The organism is Halorubrum sp. SD41, from assembly GCF_058630335.1.
On record NZ_JBZVGZ010000031.1, the window covers coordinates 1 to 15,934 of the forward strand.

The 15,934-nt window shown below is 70.6% G+C and carries 18 protein-coding genes; 7 read left to right on the top strand and 11 right to left on the bottom strand.

Annotated elements, in window-relative coordinates; all coding sequences use genetic code 11:
* Positions 1–250 precede the first annotated feature (250 nt).
* The 4 genes from AC4NMM_RS13355 to AC4NMM_RS13370 all read right to left on the bottom strand — a co-directional run bounded on the left by AC4NMM_RS13355 (position 251) and on the right by AC4NMM_RS13370 (position 4,602).
* A complete protein-coding gene (locus AC4NMM_RS13355; RefSeq protein ID WP_491924471.1) occupies positions 251–1,018 on the bottom strand; it encodes a pirin family protein in 768 nt (255 codons plus the stop codon).
* Between the two features lie 119 nt (positions 1,019–1,137).
* Positions 1,138–2,532, bottom strand: coding sequence for an OFA family MFS transporter (locus AC4NMM_RS13360; RefSeq protein WP_096395652.1), 1,395 nt, complete (start codon positions 2,530–2,532; stop codon positions 1,138–1,140).
* Between the two features lie 185 nt (positions 2,533–2,717).
* Positions 2,718–2,900, bottom strand: coding sequence for a hypothetical protein (locus tag AC4NMM_RS13365; protein WP_096395654.1), 183 nt, complete (start codon positions 2,898–2,900; stop codon positions 2,718–2,720).
* Between the two features lies 1 nt (position 2,901).
* Positions 2,902–4,602, bottom strand: a complete 1,701-nt coding sequence (locus AC4NMM_RS13370) for an L-lactate permease (protein WP_096396277.1) — start codon at positions 4,600–4,602, stop codon at positions 2,902–2,904.
* 518 nt (positions 4,603–5,120) lie between these two features.
* Between AC4NMM_RS13370 and AC4NMM_RS13375 the strand changes: the two genes are divergently transcribed.
* Both AC4NMM_RS13375 and AC4NMM_RS13380 read left to right on the top strand, forming a co-directional pair.
* On the top strand, positions 5,121–5,675 hold the full coding sequence (locus AC4NMM_RS13375; protein WP_491924472.1) for a universal stress protein: 555 nt from the start codon (positions 5,121–5,123) through the stop codon (positions 5,673–5,675).
* A gap of 79 nt (positions 5,676–5,754) precedes the next feature.
* Complete coding sequence (locus AC4NMM_RS13380) at positions 5,755–6,816, top strand: NAD(P)/FAD-dependent oxidoreductase (RefSeq protein WP_491924473.1); 1,062 nt, start codon at positions 5,755–5,757, stop codon at positions 6,814–6,816.
* A 111-nt stretch (positions 6,817–6,927) separates the two neighbouring features.
* Here the strand turns inward: AC4NMM_RS13380 and AC4NMM_RS13385 are convergent, their stop codons facing one another.
* On the bottom strand, positions 6,928–7,215 hold the full coding sequence (locus AC4NMM_RS13385) for a hypothetical protein (protein WP_096395660.1): 288 nt from the start codon (positions 7,213–7,215) through the stop codon (positions 6,928–6,930).
* A 340-nt stretch (positions 7,216–7,555) separates the two neighbouring features.
* Between AC4NMM_RS13385 and AC4NMM_RS13390 the strand changes: the two genes are divergently transcribed.
* From AC4NMM_RS13390 to AC4NMM_RS13405, 4 genes are all read left to right on the top strand, one after another.
* A complete protein-coding gene (locus tag AC4NMM_RS13390) occupies positions 7,556–7,855 on the top strand; it encodes a DUF7344 domain-containing protein (protein WP_096395662.1) in 300 nt (99 codons plus the stop codon).
* A 112-nt stretch (positions 7,856–7,967) separates the two neighbouring features.
* Positions 7,968–8,888 (top strand): DNA adenine methylase, encoded by a 921-nt coding sequence (locus AC4NMM_RS13395; RefSeq protein WP_491924474.1) that lies wholly within the window; start codon positions 7,968–7,970, stop codon positions 8,886–8,888.
* A 117-nt stretch (positions 8,889–9,005) separates the two neighbouring features.
* The gene (locus AC4NMM_RS13400) at positions 9,006–9,455 is read left to right on the top strand and encodes a universal stress protein (RefSeq protein WP_004595210.1); all 450 of its coding nucleotides are present in this window, start codon (positions 9,006–9,008) and stop codon (positions 9,453–9,455) included.
* Positions 9,455–10,264, top strand: a complete 810-nt coding sequence (locus AC4NMM_RS13405) for a DUF63 family protein (RefSeq protein ID WP_491924475.1) — start codon at positions 9,455–9,457, stop codon at positions 10,262–10,264. The genes AC4NMM_RS13400 and AC4NMM_RS13405 overlap by 1 nt, the downstream gene beginning before the upstream one ends.
* 32 nt (positions 10,265–10,296) lie before the next feature.
* Here AC4NMM_RS13405 and AC4NMM_RS13410 read toward each other — a convergent pair whose 3' ends face one another.
* The 6 genes from AC4NMM_RS13410 to AC4NMM_RS13435 form a co-directional block, all read right to left on the bottom strand.
* Complete coding sequence (locus tag AC4NMM_RS13410; protein ID WP_491924476.1) at positions 10,297–10,779, bottom strand: DUF456 family protein; 483 nt, start codon at positions 10,777–10,779, stop codon at positions 10,297–10,299.
* 107 nt (positions 10,780–10,886) lie between these two features.
* Positions 10,887–11,069, bottom strand: coding sequence for a hypothetical protein (locus AC4NMM_RS13415; protein WP_491924477.1), 183 nt, complete (start codon positions 11,067–11,069; stop codon positions 10,887–10,889).
* 141 nt (positions 11,070–11,210) lie between these two features.
* Positions 11,211–11,792, bottom strand: coding sequence for a DUF2150 family protein (locus AC4NMM_RS13420; protein WP_491924478.1), 582 nt, complete (start codon positions 11,790–11,792; stop codon positions 11,211–11,213).
* 84 nt (positions 11,793–11,876) lie between these two features.
* Positions 11,877–12,734 (bottom strand): TatD family hydrolase, encoded by an 858-nt coding sequence (locus tag AC4NMM_RS13425; RefSeq protein ID WP_096395675.1) that lies wholly within the window; start codon positions 12,732–12,734, stop codon positions 11,877–11,879.
* Positions 12,735–12,833: 99 nt separating this feature from the next.
* Positions 12,834–13,862: a ring-cleaving dioxygenase gene (locus tag AC4NMM_RS13430; protein WP_096395677.1), complete on the bottom strand. Its 1,029-nt coding sequence runs from the start codon at positions 13,860–13,862 to the stop codon at positions 12,834–12,836.
* Between the two features lie 701 nt (positions 13,863–14,563).
* Positions 14,564–15,427, bottom strand: coding sequence for a DUF7260 family protein (locus tag AC4NMM_RS13435; protein WP_096395679.1), 864 nt, complete (start codon positions 15,425–15,427; stop codon positions 14,564–14,566).
* Between the two features lie 140 nt (positions 15,428–15,567).
* Here AC4NMM_RS13435 and AC4NMM_RS13440 point away from each other — a divergent pair, with 140 nt between their 5' ends.
* Positions 15,568–15,933 (top strand): cupin domain-containing protein, encoded by a 366-nt coding sequence (locus AC4NMM_RS13440; RefSeq protein ID WP_096395681.1) that lies wholly within the window; start codon positions 15,568–15,570, stop codon positions 15,931–15,933.
* Position 15,934: the final 1 nt, after the last annotated feature.

A 15,934-nucleotide genomic window follows, 5' to 3' on the forward strand; every position in this document is an offset into this window, starting at 1 on the left:
GCTGTCCCTCCCCACGGGCCGCCTCTTTGAGTCCCCCCCGGCACCAACCCCCACCCACCCTCACCCCTCCCCACCCTCGTCCCGGGGGCGTCCGTCCCCCAGCGACTCCCTCGCGCGTGCTGCTCGGCCGCGTGGCGGCCTCGCAGGCACGCGCCACCGCACAGCGGTTTATAAGCAACCGTCGTCGTCGCTCCTGGTTATTTAAATACTGTATCGCGTCCGGCGGTGGCGCACGTACCTCCGCTGTCCCCTACCGCCCGATCGTCCCCTGCCGCGTCACCGGCGCGTCGGGGTCAATGAGGAAGGCGACGACGGTCGCGCCCTCGTCGCCCGCGGTCACGGTCGGCGGGACGCCGTCGCCGGTCCACAGGGCGCTCTCCGTCTCGTCGAGGTCGGCGCCGCCGACCTCGGCGGCGCCCTCGAAGACGTACACGTAGGCGTCGCGGCCCTCGATCTCGGGGAGCGTCGCGGCCGCGTCCGCGTCGAGGCGCACGTCGTAGCAGTCGACCGCGTTGCGCACGGTGAACGGGTGGTCGGCGCCCGCGGGCGCGAACACGCGGCGCCACTCGTTCGGCTCGGGGTCGGGAAGCGGGCCGTGCTGGATCCCGGGCTCCAACCCGATCTCTTGGGGGCGGACGAATATCTGGAGCATCCGCAGCGGCGGGTCGTCCGCCAGCGTCTCCTCGGCGTGCCAGAACCCCGACCCGGCGTTCATCACGAGGAGGTGTTCCGAGTCGGTGACGAGCTCGTTGCCCTCGCGGTCGTCGTGGCGCATCACGCCCGCAGGCACCCACGAGACGATCTCCTCGTCGCGGTGCTGGTGCATCCGGATCAGCGTGCCGGGGTCCATGAACGACTCGACGACCGTCGAGAGCGGCCCGTACCCGTGGTCGTCGCGGTCCGGGAGGTTTCGCCCCGGGAAGTTGAACCGCGTGCGGAACTTCCCCTGGTCCTGAAAGACCTCGGAGCGGGGCGCGGGAAACAGGTCGCGGTCGGCGGCTGCGGTGGGTTGTTCCATTACCCCGAGTAGGCGCGCGCGGGCAAAAAGGCGCCCGGTGGCGGCGAGCGAAGTCGGCTGCTGCGGTGAACTGGGAGGGCGGCGGTGCGGCGGTGCGGCGGTGAGGCAGTCCGTCCCGATCAGTCCGCCGGCTGCGGTTCCGTCGATTTCAGCCCCGAACCGCTCGGCGGGCGGAGGACGAACACCGCTAGCCCCGCCGCGACCGCGAGCACCCCGCCGAGGATGAAGGTGGGGTTCCAGCCCATCGTCGCGACCAGGTAGCCGGCGACGACGCCGGAGAAGACTCCGCCGCCGACCTTCGCGGTGTACAGGACGGCGTAGTTGCCCGAGGAGTTGGCCGCGCCGTAGTAGTCGGCCAGCAGCGAGGGGAAGAAGACGTACAGCGGCGAGGAGAAGAACATCGCCCCGAGGACGAACGCGACGAAGACGGCGCCGTTACCGGCCTCCCCGGCGCCGACGAGGCCGATACGGAACAGCCCGGCGAGGAGGAACGACCCGGCCATCACGCGCTTGCGGTCGAACCGGTCGGTCGCCTCGCCGAGGATCAACCGCGAGACGCCGGCAGCGACGGGGAGGAGCGTCGCCGAGAGCGTCGCGATCAGCTCCGCGAGACCGAAGTTCTCCGCGAACCGGACCACGTTCGCGATGACGATGAGGTCGGCGCTCGCCATCGCGACGAACATCGCGTACAGCAGCCAGAACTGCCACGTCGAGAGCATCTCGCGCGTCGAGTAGTTGCGGCCGCGGATCGACGCCGCGAGGCCGTCACCGCCGTCCCCTTCGTCGCCGTCGCCGTCGTCGCCGTCGCCGTTTTTCCGGTCCAGCCAGTCCTTCGGGGGGTCACGGAGGAGGAACGAGCCGACGAGCGTGATCACTAGGATGCCGATCCCGATGTTGCGGAGCACGTCGCTGTACGCCGAGACGGTCGCGTTCGCCCGGACGTACGGGACGACCAAGGCGCTGCCGGCGGCGAACGCCATCGTCCCGACGCCGGTCGTCAGCCCGGTGCGGTCGGGGAACCACTTGACCGCGGTGTTGACCGCGACGGTGTAGACGATGCCGACGCCGACCGCGCCCAGCGAGTACAACAGGTACAGCTGCCAGAGGCTCGTCGCGTACGCGAGGCCGATGTACCCGCCGCCCGCGAGCAGCGCCGCGAGGAACGTGAGCGCGCCCGGGCCGCGGCTGTCGCGCCACTTGCCCGCGGGGAACTGCGAGAGCGACTGGAACACCACGTAAAACGAGAACACCGCGCCGAGCGCCGGCAGCGCGATGTCGAGGCCCTCTGAAAGCGCCGGCGAGATGGACGACCAGACGTACTGGTACGGGCTCACCGCGGCCATCATCCCGGCCGCGGCGGCGATCTGCCACCACCGCGAGAAGCCGAGCGTGTCGGCGGCGCGCGCGGCGTAGTCGACCCCGCCGGCCGACCCGCCGTCGGTCTCGCCCGTCGGTCCGTCGCCGCTCGTCCCGTCGGTCTCGGCGGCCGAGGCGTCCGATTCGTCGTTACCCATCGTCGTTCGTCGACCGCGTGGTAGTGTTCGGTGTCATGTCGTGTGCCTCGATCGCAGTGCGGGGCCGGTCCGTCGCGCCGCTCGCGTTCGTACCGGTACTGTTCGGACTGATCGATTAAAACGCGTCGTTGGGGTCGTACTTGCCTCGTCGATCCGCGGGCGAGCCGACCCCGAGCGGCGGGTCCTCAGAGCGCGTCCGGGTCCGCCGCCGTGAACCGGACCGCCGGGGGGATCAGCCCTCCGACGGTCAGCATCGCGAGACCGACCGCCCAGAGCGCCGCGACCTCGGCCGTCGAACCGTAGCTGATCAGGGGCAAGGAAAGCGCCATCAGGGCGAACGCCAGCGTGTACCGACCCAGGACGCCCATCTCAGGCCACCCCCAGGAGCCCGGCGGCGTTCAACAGGACGATCGCGAGGCCGACGAGCGCGCCGACGGCGGCGACCCACGGGATCGTCACTCGGAGGACGTCGCCCTCGCGGCCGACGATCCCGGCCGCGGTCGTCCCGAGGATGACGTTGCCCGGCGAGATCGCGTTGCCGATCGCGCCGCCGGCGCTCTGCCCGCCGAGGATCAGCGCCTCGGAGATGCCGCCGAGCTGCGCGGCAGTCTGCTGTTGGAGCCCGCCGAACAGGATGTTCGACGCCGTGTTACTTGACGTCATGAACGCTCCGAGCGAGCCGATGAGCGGGGAGAGGAACCCGTAGGAATTCGGCGTCGCGACGCTCGCGGTCCCCTCCGCGAGGACGAGCACCTGCCCGCTGTGGTCCATCAGCTTCGCCATGACGAGGAAGGAGATCACCGCGATCGACGCCGGGATCGCGGTCGCCAGCACCGCCCGAGTGAAGCCCGACCGATCGGCCTCGGCCCGCGCGGCGGCGTCCTCGTAGTGCCCGCCGCGCCGGTACGCGACGAACGCGACGAGCGCGCTGACGAGCAGGAACGTCCCGGGGTGCGACAGCGGCGCGAACGGCGAGTACGGCGCGGCCGCCTCGGTGACGACGCCGAGCCCGGTCGATATCTCGGGGAAGCGCAGGCCGACTTGGAGGCTTCCGAGCGCGTCGCCGAGCGGGGTCACGACCGCGGTGACGAACGCGATCGCGGCGAGGGCCGCGAACGGCAGCGCCGCGAGCGAGAGGCTCATCAGCCCCTCGTCGGGCTCGGCCGCCTCGGCGGGCGTCGCCACGCCGCCGTCGGCGACCGCGCCCGTCCCGTCACCTTCCGCGGCGGGGGTGGGGGACTCAGTCATCACGAGCCGCTTCCCGATCGCGTCGGTCGCGCTCGCGTACCGGTCCCACATCGCGAGCGGGCCGAGCGCGAGCAGGCCGACCGTCGCCGCGAAGAAGTTCGCGAACTCCGGCGGGATGACGGTCACCGCCGCCAGCTGGCCGCCGCCGTGGATCAGCGAGACGATCAGGATCATCGGGGCGGCGTACCGGACCGCCTCCATCCGACCGTATATCCAGGCGATCGAGAACCCGGCGATCAGGTTCGGGATCCACAGCAGGACGGCGAGCGCGAGCGCCGTGACGGCGACGCTTTGCATCTCGGTGACCTGGACCAGCGCCAGCCACGCCACGCCGAGCGTGCCGAAGGTGTTCGCCCAGGCGTGGCCGATGAGCGGGATGGCGACCGAGTACACCGGCTTCACGCCGAGCGCGAGCAGCAGCGGCGCCACCACGACGATGGGCGTCCCGAACCCGGAGATAGACTGCATGAACGAGACGAACACCCAGCCGAACGCCAGCACGAGGAACAGCTCGTTGTCGGTGAACGCCGTGATCCGCGTGCGCAGCGCCTCGAACCCGTCCGCCCGTTCGATCACATGATAGAAGACGAGCGCCGGGAGGATGACGTAGAGGACGAACACCGCGTCCCACACCCCCTTCGCGCTCGCCACGGAGAGCGCCTCGGCGGGCATCCCGTAGGCGGTCAGCGCGACCGCGGCCGCGGAGAACATCCCGACCGACGCGGCCTCGTGGGCCCGCCACCGCAACACCACGAGAGTGAAAAGCAGCAACAGCAGCGGAAGCGCCGCCAGACCGGCGTAAATCGGGTTAACTGGCAGCACGACGTACCCCCCGAGGCGTTCCCCCGTCCCGCAGTCCACCGAACACCGAACGAGCGCGATTGATCCTGTATGTCACGTTTCTTCCCACATCGGTGGCGACATTCGAATTTTCTTCCGTCATATGTTGACGACACGAACAGGTTCAGTCAAAATTATAAAAGCATGCCCATTATACAGGTACTTCGACATGGTCCGTGTAATGAGTGTGCTAATACCTATTATTCGTCGTGTCGATCGATAGATTCCAAAACGAACGTCCGGAGAGTTCGCCGCGTCGATGAACGGTTCTTCGACCGGTTTCGGGCGAAGCGTACGGTAACTCTCGAAGCCTGCGCGCAGTCCGAATTGCTGTTTGTGGAGGAATATCGTGTTTATTTGTAGAGAAACGGTGTGTACTCCGAGAATAGCGCGGATAGATAATGATAATCGTCTATACTGTCGAAAATCGTTAACTGTTGGCCGCACGTACGTCGAACCGAACACGACCGAACCCCGCGACGGGGCGAGGCCTCCCACACATGTCCGCCGACACCGACACCACCGACGCTCCCGGCACCGCAGACCCGTCCACGACCGCAGAGTCCGCCGACTCGACCGCGCCCGCGGAGACCGTCGAGACCGGCGGAGTCGCCGCCTCGGACGACGACAGCGTCGGGTCCGTCTTCGATCGCGTGCTCGTCGTTACCGGCGACGACGAGGCCGGGCGCGCCGCGGTCGACGCGGGACTGGACGTCGCCGCCGCCCACGGCGCGACGGTCGACGCGCTGTACGTCGTCGACACGGCCGAGGGCTGGGACGTGGTCGTCGAGCGCCGCGAGCGCGCCGGCGAGGCGCTCGTCGAGGACGCCGCGGCCCGCGGCGAGGCGGTCGGCGTCGACGTGGCGGAGCGGTTCCGGTACGGCACGCCCCACGAGGAGGTGCTCGACTTCGCCGACGTCCACGACGTGGACCTGATCGTGGTCGGCTCGGCCCGCCGCACGGGCCTCGACCGGCTCGTCCACCCCGAGACGGTTCCCACCCGGGTCCAGCGGCGCGCGTCCACGCCCGTGCTGGTCGTCGGCGCCGACGACTGACCGCCTTTCGGTCGCCGCCGCGCGCGTCGCCAGCGGCCGCGAGACGACCGGTTAAGTGGGTCGGACCCCAACGAACGGTGTGACTGACGTAGGCATCGTCGGCGCGGGCGCTGGGGCGGCCGCGGCGGCGTTCGTGGTCGACGGCACCGTACCCGACGCGGACGTGACCGTGCTGGAGAAGTCCGGGGGGCTCTGCGGGCGCGCGGCGACCCGACGCCACGGCGATCTCACGTACGACTACGGGGCGAACTACCTGAAGAGCGACGACGACCGCGTCGTCGAACTGATCACCGAGACGCTCGACGACGAGGGGCTCGTCGACGTGACGGACCCGGTGTACACCTTCGAGGCGGACGGGGAGGTGTCGCCCGGGCGCGACGCCGACGAGCACAAGTGGAGCTACCGGCGGGGGCTCACCCAGATCGCGAAGCGGCTGTTCGGCCGCACCGACGCGACCGTCCACCGACGGACCCGAGTCGAGACGATTCGGCGGGTCGAGGCCGCGGGCGGAGCGGGCGACGACCCTCGCTGGGAGCTCGACGACGCCGACGGCGAGACCCACGGTCCGTTCGACGTGCTACTTTTAAACCCGCCGGCGCCGCAGACGGCCGAGCTGCTCCGGACCGCCGAGTGGGACGACCCGCTCCGCGAGACGCTCGTCGAGGCGGTCGACGGGGTCGAGTACCGGAGCGTCTGGACCGCGGTCCTCCGCTACCCGTTCGCGCTCGACGTCCCCTACTACGCGCTCGTCAACACCGACAAGGAGCACGCGGTCGGCTGGATCTCCCGCGAGGAGTGTAAGGCCGGCCACGTCCCCGACGGCGAGACCCTGCTCGTCGTTCAGGCGAACGACGCGTGGTCTGACGCCCGCTACGACGACGACCCGGCCGAGAACGTCGCCGCGCTCGCCGACCACGCCGCCGAAATCGTCGGCGACGACCGGCTCGCGGACCCCGACTGGACCGACCACCAGGGGTGGCGCTACGCGCAGCCAGAGGGCGGTGTCGACCGCGGGCCCGTCGACTCGGCGCGGGACGCGGGGCTGTACCTGCTCGGCGACTGGGTCGCGGGCGAGGGGCGGCTCCACGCCGCCATCGCGAACGGGCTCGACGTCGGCGAGCGCGTCGCGTACGGGATTTAGGGAGAATCGAAGGCGAGAGGATCAGGACGGCGCCCGATCGGTCGCGGCGTCGCTGCGAGGAGACGGATTTTTCGAAAAGGGGTTCGCCGGCGTTTCGGTCGTGCGGTCGCGTCAGTTCGTCGTGATCCGGTACTCGACGGTCCCCAGCCCGGGGAGCGTGAGCGTCTGGACGCGCCCGCTGCGCCGGCGCAGGGTCCGCAGGACGGACCGCGACAGGACGGCGAGCGCGACGGTGCCGGTCAGCAGCGCGACTGTCGCGACGGGGTACGCGAACGCGACGAACGGTGCGAGGACGAGCGCGAGAAACGCGAGCGTCCCCAGCGGCGAGCGACTTCCCGGCGGCGACTCGGAGCCGATCGGCCGGTTCGCCTCCGCCGAGGTGATAGAACCTTGGTACATATCTCTCCGTACACGCTCCGCCGACTAAAACCTTTCACTTTCCATATAGGTTTTGAGAAATGGTATCACGGGACAAGCACGTAAAACATCTGAAACGGTTGTTCATGCGGTGTAAGCTGTACCATGGTATCTATTAGTATACCTCTCAAAAATCTGTGAAGTGGTCTCGGGGACGGCGGCGAAACCCCGGTCGCGCGGAGTCGGCCGCCGCGAACCGCGCTCACGGCCCGGGAGCCGAATCCGCCTATCGGGGGACCGACGGAGAGGCTCCCCGGAACGCGACTCGGCGGTGCTTTTATTTCGTTTCGACTGCTCTCGTAGATACGGACAAAGACACACGATGACACTCGATACTCCCACCACCGATCCAGCGGTCGCCGTCGCGGCGTCGGAGCGCAGGCGCGTGGTCGCCGGCCTCGCCGACGACGCCGTCGAGACGGTCGCGGATCTGCGCGTTCGCGGGCGGGCCGACGAGATCGCCGCCGAACTCCGCGAGACGCACCTTCCGGCCTTGGAAGAGGCCGGCTACATCGAGTGGGACCGCGAGGCCGGGACGATCGAGCCCGGTCCCAACTTCGAGGAGGCCGCGGCGCACGTCGACGACCTCCCGATGCCGGAGCCGGAGCCCTCCGACGACTGACCGGCCCGAGCGCTCGGCCGAGACCGACGGTCGGCACGCGACGGCCGCAGAGCCGCCCGCCGCGGACGCGGCCCGAGACGTTTATCCCCGGCCGCGGGCGACACCCGACAGCATGGCCGAGCCGATCCTGAAGTGGGCCGGCGGGAAGCGGCAGCTGCTCGACGAGCTGTACGCCCGGTTCCCTGCCGACTTCGGCCGCTACCACGAGCCGTTCGTCGGCGGCGGCGCCGTCTTCTTCGACCTCGAACCCGCCCGCGCGACGGTCAACGACGCGAACCCGCGGCTCGTGAACTTCTACGAGCAGGTCCGCGACCGCCCCGATGAGCTGCTCTCGCGGCTCGCCGAGTTCGACGACCCCGAGAGCGACCCCGACCCGGCCCGCCCGTACGCCGAGGAGACGGCGCGCGGCCGCGACGTGGACGCCTACTACTACCAGCAGCGCGCGCGGTTCAACCGCCGGCCGTACGAGGGGGAGTTCGACCCGCTGGAGGAGGCCGCCCTCCTCCTGTACCTCAACCGCACCTGCTACAACGGGCTCTACCGCGAGAACGCGGACGGCGGATTCAACGTCCCGATCGGCCGGTACACCGACCCCGACTGGGTCCAGCGCGACCGGGTCCGTCGCGCGAGCGACCTGCTCGCCGACGCCGAGATCCGCAACGGCGACTTCGCGTACGTCCTTGACGCCGCCGAGCCCGGCGACCTCGTCTACTTCGACCCGCCCTACGAGCCGATGAGCGCGACCGCGAACTTCAACGAGTACAGCGCGTCGGGGTTCGACCGCGAGGACCAGCGCCGGCTGCTCGACGTCGCCGGCGAGCTCGACGACGCCGGGGTGTGGGTCGTGCTCTCGAACAGCGGCGTGATGTACGACGCGTACGCCGACGCGGGCTTCCGCGTCGACCGTGAGGACGCGACCCGCGCGATCAACAGCGACGCCGGCAACCGCGACGCGGTCGACGAGATCGTCGCGACGAACGTCCCGCCGGCCGAGCGCCGGGAGGCCGGCCAGCGGGAGCTGTCGGGGTACTGAGTCGGGCGGGGCCGCGACCGCCGCCGACAGCGGTACCGCGCTCGCCGTCGTCGAGTTCGGGCCGCCGCCGGCGCCGTTGGGGCGGGCTTTTTGACCTCCCCCGACGACGGGACGGGTATGACCGATCTCGACATCGACCTCGTCCTCGTGCCCGTCGACGGCAGCGAGGAGTCGCACGAGGCGGTCGATTACGCCATCGCGGTCGCCAGCGAGTACGGCGCGAGCGTCCACGCGCTGTACGTCCTCGACGAGGAGGTCGTCCGCGCCATCGACCACGGCGTGGTCGACGAGAGCGAGGTTGCGGACGACTCCGAGGCGTTCACCGACTCCGTCGCGCGCCGCGCCGAGGCGGCCGGAGTCCCCCACAGCAACTCCATCGCGTACGGCTTCTCCACTTCGGTGAAGACCGTCCACCCCGGGAGCGTCGTCCTCGACACCGCCGAGGAGCTGGAGTCCGACTTCATCGTCGTCCCGCGCGAGCCGGTCTCCGGCGACCCCGGCGAGGTGCTGGGGAAGGCCGCGGAGTACGTCCTGCTGTACGCGAGCCAGCCCGTCCTGTCCGTCTGATGGTCGGCGGCCTCCTCCCGGCGGGCACGACGCTTCCCCCCCTCCCCCACCTCCTCGCCGTCCTGCTCGCGACCGGCGCGGTCGTCGCCGCGCTCCGCCGCCGTCGCCCCTCCGTCACCGCCCGGCGCGTGCTCGCGCTCGCCCCGTGGATGGCGCTCGGCTCCGCGGCTCACGTCCTCTACGTCCTCGACGCGCTCCCGCCGCTGCTCGCCCCCTTCGCCGGCTCGCCGACCGTCTACCTCACGGTCGGAACGCTCGCGGGCGCGGCGTGGCTCGCCGCCGACGCCTCGCGTCCGGACCGCGTCGCGGCGACGCTCGCGGCCGCGGGCGCGCTCTGTCTCCTCCCGGTCGTCGCCGTCGCGGTCGGGACGGGGCTCTCTCCCGCCGGCGCGCGCTGGTCGGCCGTCGCGCTCGCGCTCACGCTCCCGGTCGCGGGCGGCGCGTGGGCCGGTCTGACCCGATTTCGGCCCGAGGCCGCGGTCACCGGGTCCGTCGGCGCGCTCGCGGTGTTCGGCCACGCGCTCGACGGCGTCTCGACCGCGGTGGGGACGACGCAGCTCGGCTTCGGCGAGCGCACGCCGCTCTCGCGGATCCTGCTCGAAATCGGCGGACTGCCGTCGCTCCCGGTGATCGGGGAGGGGTGGCTGTTCCTCCTCGTGAAGCTCGCGGTCGCGAGCGCCGTCGTGTGGCTGTTCGCGGCGTACGTCCGCGAGGAGCCGGCGGAGGGGTACCTCCTCTTAGGCTTCGTCGCGGCGATGGGGCTGGGCCCGGCGGCGCACAACCTGCTGCTGTTCTCCGTGGCGGCGTGAGGAAGGGACGGGAGGGCGCGCTCCCGGTCGCCTCACAGCACCGCCAGCGCGAACGCGACCGTGACGCCGGCGAGCAGGACGGCCTGGACGAACGCGCTGGCGAGGGCGCCGACCACCGCGTACGCCGCCTGCCGAGCGGCCTCGCGCGCGTCGCCGTCGTGCTCGTCGAGGGCGGCGACGAAGACGGTGCCCCCCAGCCCGACGACGAGCCCGATCGGGCCGAGCGGGATCAGGAGCGGGATTCCCACCAGCGTCCCGACGACGACGGTCCGGGTCGACGCGCCGCCGAGCCGCCCGGAGACCATCCCCGACGCGACGTCCGCGGCGGAGGCGAGCAGCGAAACCAGGACGAGCGCGACCACCACGGCGAGGCCCGGCTCCGCGAACCCGGTGGTGTACGCGTAGCCGACGACGGTCAGCGCCGCGAGGACGCCGCCCGGCACGAGCGGGACGAACGAGCTGGCCGTCCAGACGACGAGCAGCGCGATCGCCAGTCCGGTCGCGAGAGAGACCATAGGGGGCCAACGTCGCGCGCGCTCAAAACGGTTCACCCGCTGCCGCCGAGTCCGACGGTCGCCGACGGCGAGCAGCACGGATACCGGGACGCGGTCGGCGGCCGAGATCAGGCCGCGTCGGTCTGCCACCCGATGAACTTCTCGAACCCGTACGTGAATCCGAGGAAGACGGCGGCGAACACGACCCAGCGAAACGCGTCGAACGTCCCGGTAAACGCGAGGACGTTGAAGATGTACGACAGCGACGCGCCGACGAACGCGGCCGCGTAGAGGTTGCGACGGAGGTCCATGGAAGGGGCTCGACGAGACTCGGGATAACTCTTCCTCCGGGCGTCGCGGTTCCCATCAGACGAACCGGTCAGTCCCGGACCGCAGGGCGTCACCGGACCGTTCGTTCTGAACAGCCCGAGATCCCGCCCGCCGCCCGCCGCTCAGTCCTCCTCTTCGACGACTTCCGGGTCCTCGATGGCCGACTGGAGGGAGTCGAGGCCGTTGACCCACTCGGAGACGAGGCCGTACTCCAGCTCTTCGACGAGCTCGATGTCGAGCGTCTCGCCGTCGATGACGCGCGTGCCGGCCTGGACGACGTAGCCGAGCGCGGCGTCGAGGTCGTCGCCCTCCTCGGCTTCGGCGGCCGCGCGGACGAACTCGCTCACGTCGCCGTCGACGACGCCGCCGACGACGTACTCCTCGGCCGCGTAGAAGACGGGGACGAGCGAGGTCTGGACGCCGTCGATCAGCATCACCTTGTCCTCGTCGTCGAACTCGACGTCGTCGAGGACGATCTCGCGGATGTCGCGGACCTCCTCGACGGCGCGGTCCTCGTCGATGCGGCCGTCGTCGAACGCGGCCAGCACCTTCACCACGGCGATCGCGGCGTCGTCCTGGAGGTTTAAGAGGAGCCGCGCGGAGTCCTCGTTCTCGGGGTCGATATCCTCTTCGGCCAGCCGGTCGAGCCAGTTCTGCCAGCGTTCGTCGGTATAGAACGTTTCAACGGCGTCGTCGTCGGTCATGTCCCGTACGTCGCCCGGACTACTCAAATGCCTTTCCTATCGATCGCCGCCCGAGACCGTGTCTCACCCGCGTGAATCCCGGAATCAGGGCTCTCTCTCCAGCGTCGCCTCGGTGTCGATTCCGTACACGGCGCGGGGGGTCTCGACGTGCGCCCGCCGGACCGCCTCGTCGTGCCCCTCATCCAGCAGCCAGCGCACCCGCCGGGGGACGGTCTTCGGGCCCAGCACCATCCCCGGGCGGTCCGGGTCGTCGACGAAGTCCGTCTCCATCAGGAACGGCTCGCCCGACTCGGCGGCCCGCTCCAGCCGCTCCTTGTCGCTCATCACGCTCGGGGTGACGCCCGCGAGTTCGCCGGCCGCGTAGTGTTTGACGACCTTCGCGGGGTCGAGGCCGACCGCCTCGGCGACGGCGGCGAGGTCGGTCAGGTCCTCCGTGGCCTCGGTGTGGAGCTGGACGGCGCAGTCGACCTCGGCGCCCAGCTCGAACGCGCGCCGCGTGACCGCGTTCGACGCCTCCCAGACCGCGTCGCTCACGTCGTAGTGCGGGCGCCCCGACTTCAGCGCGAGCGCCTCGCCGTCGGCGACGTACTCGCTCGCGACCGCCAGCCCGCCGCGCATGAGGTCGCGGGCGCCCTCCGGCGAGAAGCCGCGCTCGTCGACGAGCCGGCTGATCAGCCCGGGGTGGACGCCGAGGACGGGCCAGGCGCGCCCCGGTAGCGCCTCGGTCGCCGACGCGACCGTCTCCAGCGTCTCCTCGAAGACGGCCCGGAAGTCGGCCGGCTCGTCCGGCTCGACGCCGAGCAGCCACGAGGGCTTGTTCACCACGAGCAGGTGGGTGCCGCCGAGCCGCGCGAACTCCTCGACGGCCTCGATCCCGCGGCCGTGCCGAGGGTCGAGGTGGAGGTGATTGTCCAGCACCGGCGTGCCGAGGTCCTCGGTCATGGAAGGGCGTTCGGCGCCGCGCGATTAGAAGGATCGGTCTCGGGCGGGCAGTGCTTCGGCGGGGACCCTCTCAGTCCGCGCGGTTCGCCGCGAACCCCCTCAGTCCGCGCGGTTCGCCGCGAACGCCGCGTCAGACCGCGGCACCGTCACGTCGGCGAGGCCGGACTCGATCTCGTCGCGGCGGTCCTCGAACCGTCCGGGCAACACCAGCCGCTCCCCGAGTTCGTCGAGCGGTTCGTCGCTCGCGTACCCCGGGTCCGACGTGGCGAGCTCGAAGAGGACGCCCGCGAACTCCCGGAAGTAGACCGAGCGGAACCAGTGACGGTCGATCTGTTCGGTCGGGCGGAGGCCCATCGACGCGACCGCGTCGCGCATCGCCGACTGGTCGGCGTCGGTCGGCGTCTGGAACGCGACGTGGTGGACCGTGCCGCGGCCCGAACTTCCCTTCCGGTCCGTCTCGACCACGTCGACGTACTTCCCGACGGGGCCGGTCGCGGCGAAGCGCGTTCGGTCGGTCCCGGTCGCGGCGTCCCGCTCGGTCGCCTCGGCCTCCAGCCCCATCGTGCGGAGGAGTCGCTCGGTGCGCTCGGCGTCGTCGAGCCACAGCGTCACGGAGTGGAACCCGCGGATCGCGGCCGACTCGGGGACGAACGCGGTCCACGCCGTCGTCGGGTCGTCGTCGGGGACCTCGACTTCGATCAGCTCGACGGGGAGCCCGTCGGGGTCGCGGAAGGGAAGGACCGTCTCGCCGAAGCGCTCCTCGCGGTCGTCGTGGTCGACGCCGCGCTCGTCGAACCGCGCCTCCCAGTAGTCGAGGCTCCCCTCGGGCACGCGGAACGCGGTCCGGGAGACCTGGCCGGCGCCGACATCGCCGTCCGGCAGGTCCGTCCACGGGAAGAATGTCATGCTGGTGCCGGGCGTGCCCTCCGCGTCGCCGTAGAAGAAGTGGTACGTTCCGGGGTCGTCCTGGTTGATCGAGCGCTTCACGAGGCGGAGGCCGAGCGTCTCGACCCAGAAGTCGAGGTTGCGCTGCGGGTCGCCCGCGACGCAGGTCACGTGGTGGATCCCGGGGGTGGGGGTCGGTCCGTCCTCGGTTCCGGCGCCTGCGGAGTCGGATTCGTCTGTCATACTTTCGGATACGCCCCGGAGGGACTTGAATCGGCGCGGACACGGGTGTTACCGGGTCGGAATCGTCGGCGGAGACCGTCGATGGAAGGCCTCGATTTATAAGTGACTGCGAGCGGCGGCGCCATTATTTATAGGCTCAGGCGGTGGCGCGTGCCTGCGAGCGGCCGCCCTCGGCGGCCGCGAGACGGCACGCGCGAGGGAGTCGGTCGCCGAGCGAAGCGACGGCGACCGACGAGGCTGGGGAGGCGAGAGGTGTTGTGCGGTGCGTTCCCGCGAGCGAAGCGAGCGGGAGCACGGAAGTCGCAGCCCGCGCAGCGACCGAAGGGAGCGAGCAGGAACGTCTTCCGGTGGTGCGGGGTGGGGCTCAAAGGGGCAGTCGCGAGGACGAAGCACGGCGTTCACGAGAGCAGAGCTCTCGTGAGCCAACCAGAACGCTTCGCGTTCTGGTGACGACGCAAGGACCGCAGGGAGGGGAGCGTTAGCGACCGACCGAGGACCGCAGCGAGCCGCGCGAGTCCTCGCGACTGGGGCTTTGGAGATGTTCGCCGTCGATCTCCCGGCAACCATTTATAAATGAGCGGCTGTGAATTCGGAGGATTCACCGCTGGACCGCCTTCGTTTATAACTATCGTCGCGCATCCGTATCGACCGCAACTGAAGCGGAATACGCACGCTCGCTGGTGTTCACCCGAACCGACCAATCAGCGAGCTCGCGCCATGGCCCGCTCGATGCGCCCCCTGAGCGCCTCCAGCTGATCGCCGACCGAGCCGACCGCCGCCAACACCGGGTACGTGACGTCGAGGTCCTGGTAGCAGTACCCCGGGAGATCGATCGCGTCGCCGAGCGCGAGCCGGCGCTCGTGGTCCGCGAGCACGCGCTGGCGGCGGGCCGCGATCCGGTCGCAGTCCTCGCGGAGCGCCGCGGTCCGAGTCCGGCAGGCGTCGAGCGCGCCGAACCCGGCGCCCGCTGCGTCGCCTCCCTCTCCACCGAGTTCGTCGTCGATCGCCTCGATCTCCCGCCGGATCGGTTCGAGGCGGGATCCGGCGCGCTCGACCGACTCGGTCTCCGACTCCACGGCGTCGAGGAACGCCTCGCGCTCCTGAACCGCGGTCTCGACGGCGCTCAGCAGGGAGCGCTTGTACTCCTCGTGGAAGTAGTCCGTCCTGGTGAGCGCGTACGCGAGCTCCGGGCCGAACTCCTCGGCGACGCTCCGCTCGTAGGTGTCGTCGTACTCCTCGGCGTAGTGCGGGACCGACATCACGGTGGCGCGGTACGCGTCCCGCACCGCGACGAGCCGCGAGCCGGGAGCGGCCGTCACGTCGCCGCGACCTCCCGTTCCGCTGCCGACCGCGTCGCTCACCGCGCCGCCCACGCCGGCGAACCCGTCAGTTGCGGCGGGGTCGGACGGGCCGGGAGTCCCGCTCTCGTCCGGAATCGACGACACGCGGCCGCGGAACGCCCGGAACGCCTCGCGCTCGTCGACGACTCGGCGCCGCTCGACGCGGAGCTCGGCCCGTGCCGCCCGGATCGGATCGCCCTCCTCGTCCGCGTGAGTCGCTGCCATACCTCTCGGCACGGCGACTTCGCCCCTAAACGCTTATATGAGCCCTATCGGCCGACACGGAGGGGTCGGTGCGGCTCCGGAGACGTACATAGACCTCCGCCGAGGGCAGCGACTTTGGTGCTCCGCCCCGGACCGACGGTATGGAGAAGGTGTCCCTCGCCGACGCGTTCGACTCGTTCGACGAGACGTGGTCGCCGCGGCTCGCCGGCGAGCTCAACGGGCAGGCGGTGAAGCTCGCGAAGGCGGACGGCGAGTTCGTCTGGCATCAGCACGAAGACGCCGACGAGCTGTTCCTCGTCAACGCGGGACGGCTCCGGATCGAGTTCCGCGAGGAGGCGGACGCGGTGCTGGAGGAAGGCGAGTTCGCGATCGTCCCGCGCGGGACCGAACACCGGCCCGTCGCCGAGCCCGAGGCAGAGATACTCCTCTTCGAGCCGAGCGAGACGCGCAACACGGGCGACGTCGAGACCGACGAGACCGTGACCGACTTGGAACGCCTCGACTGAC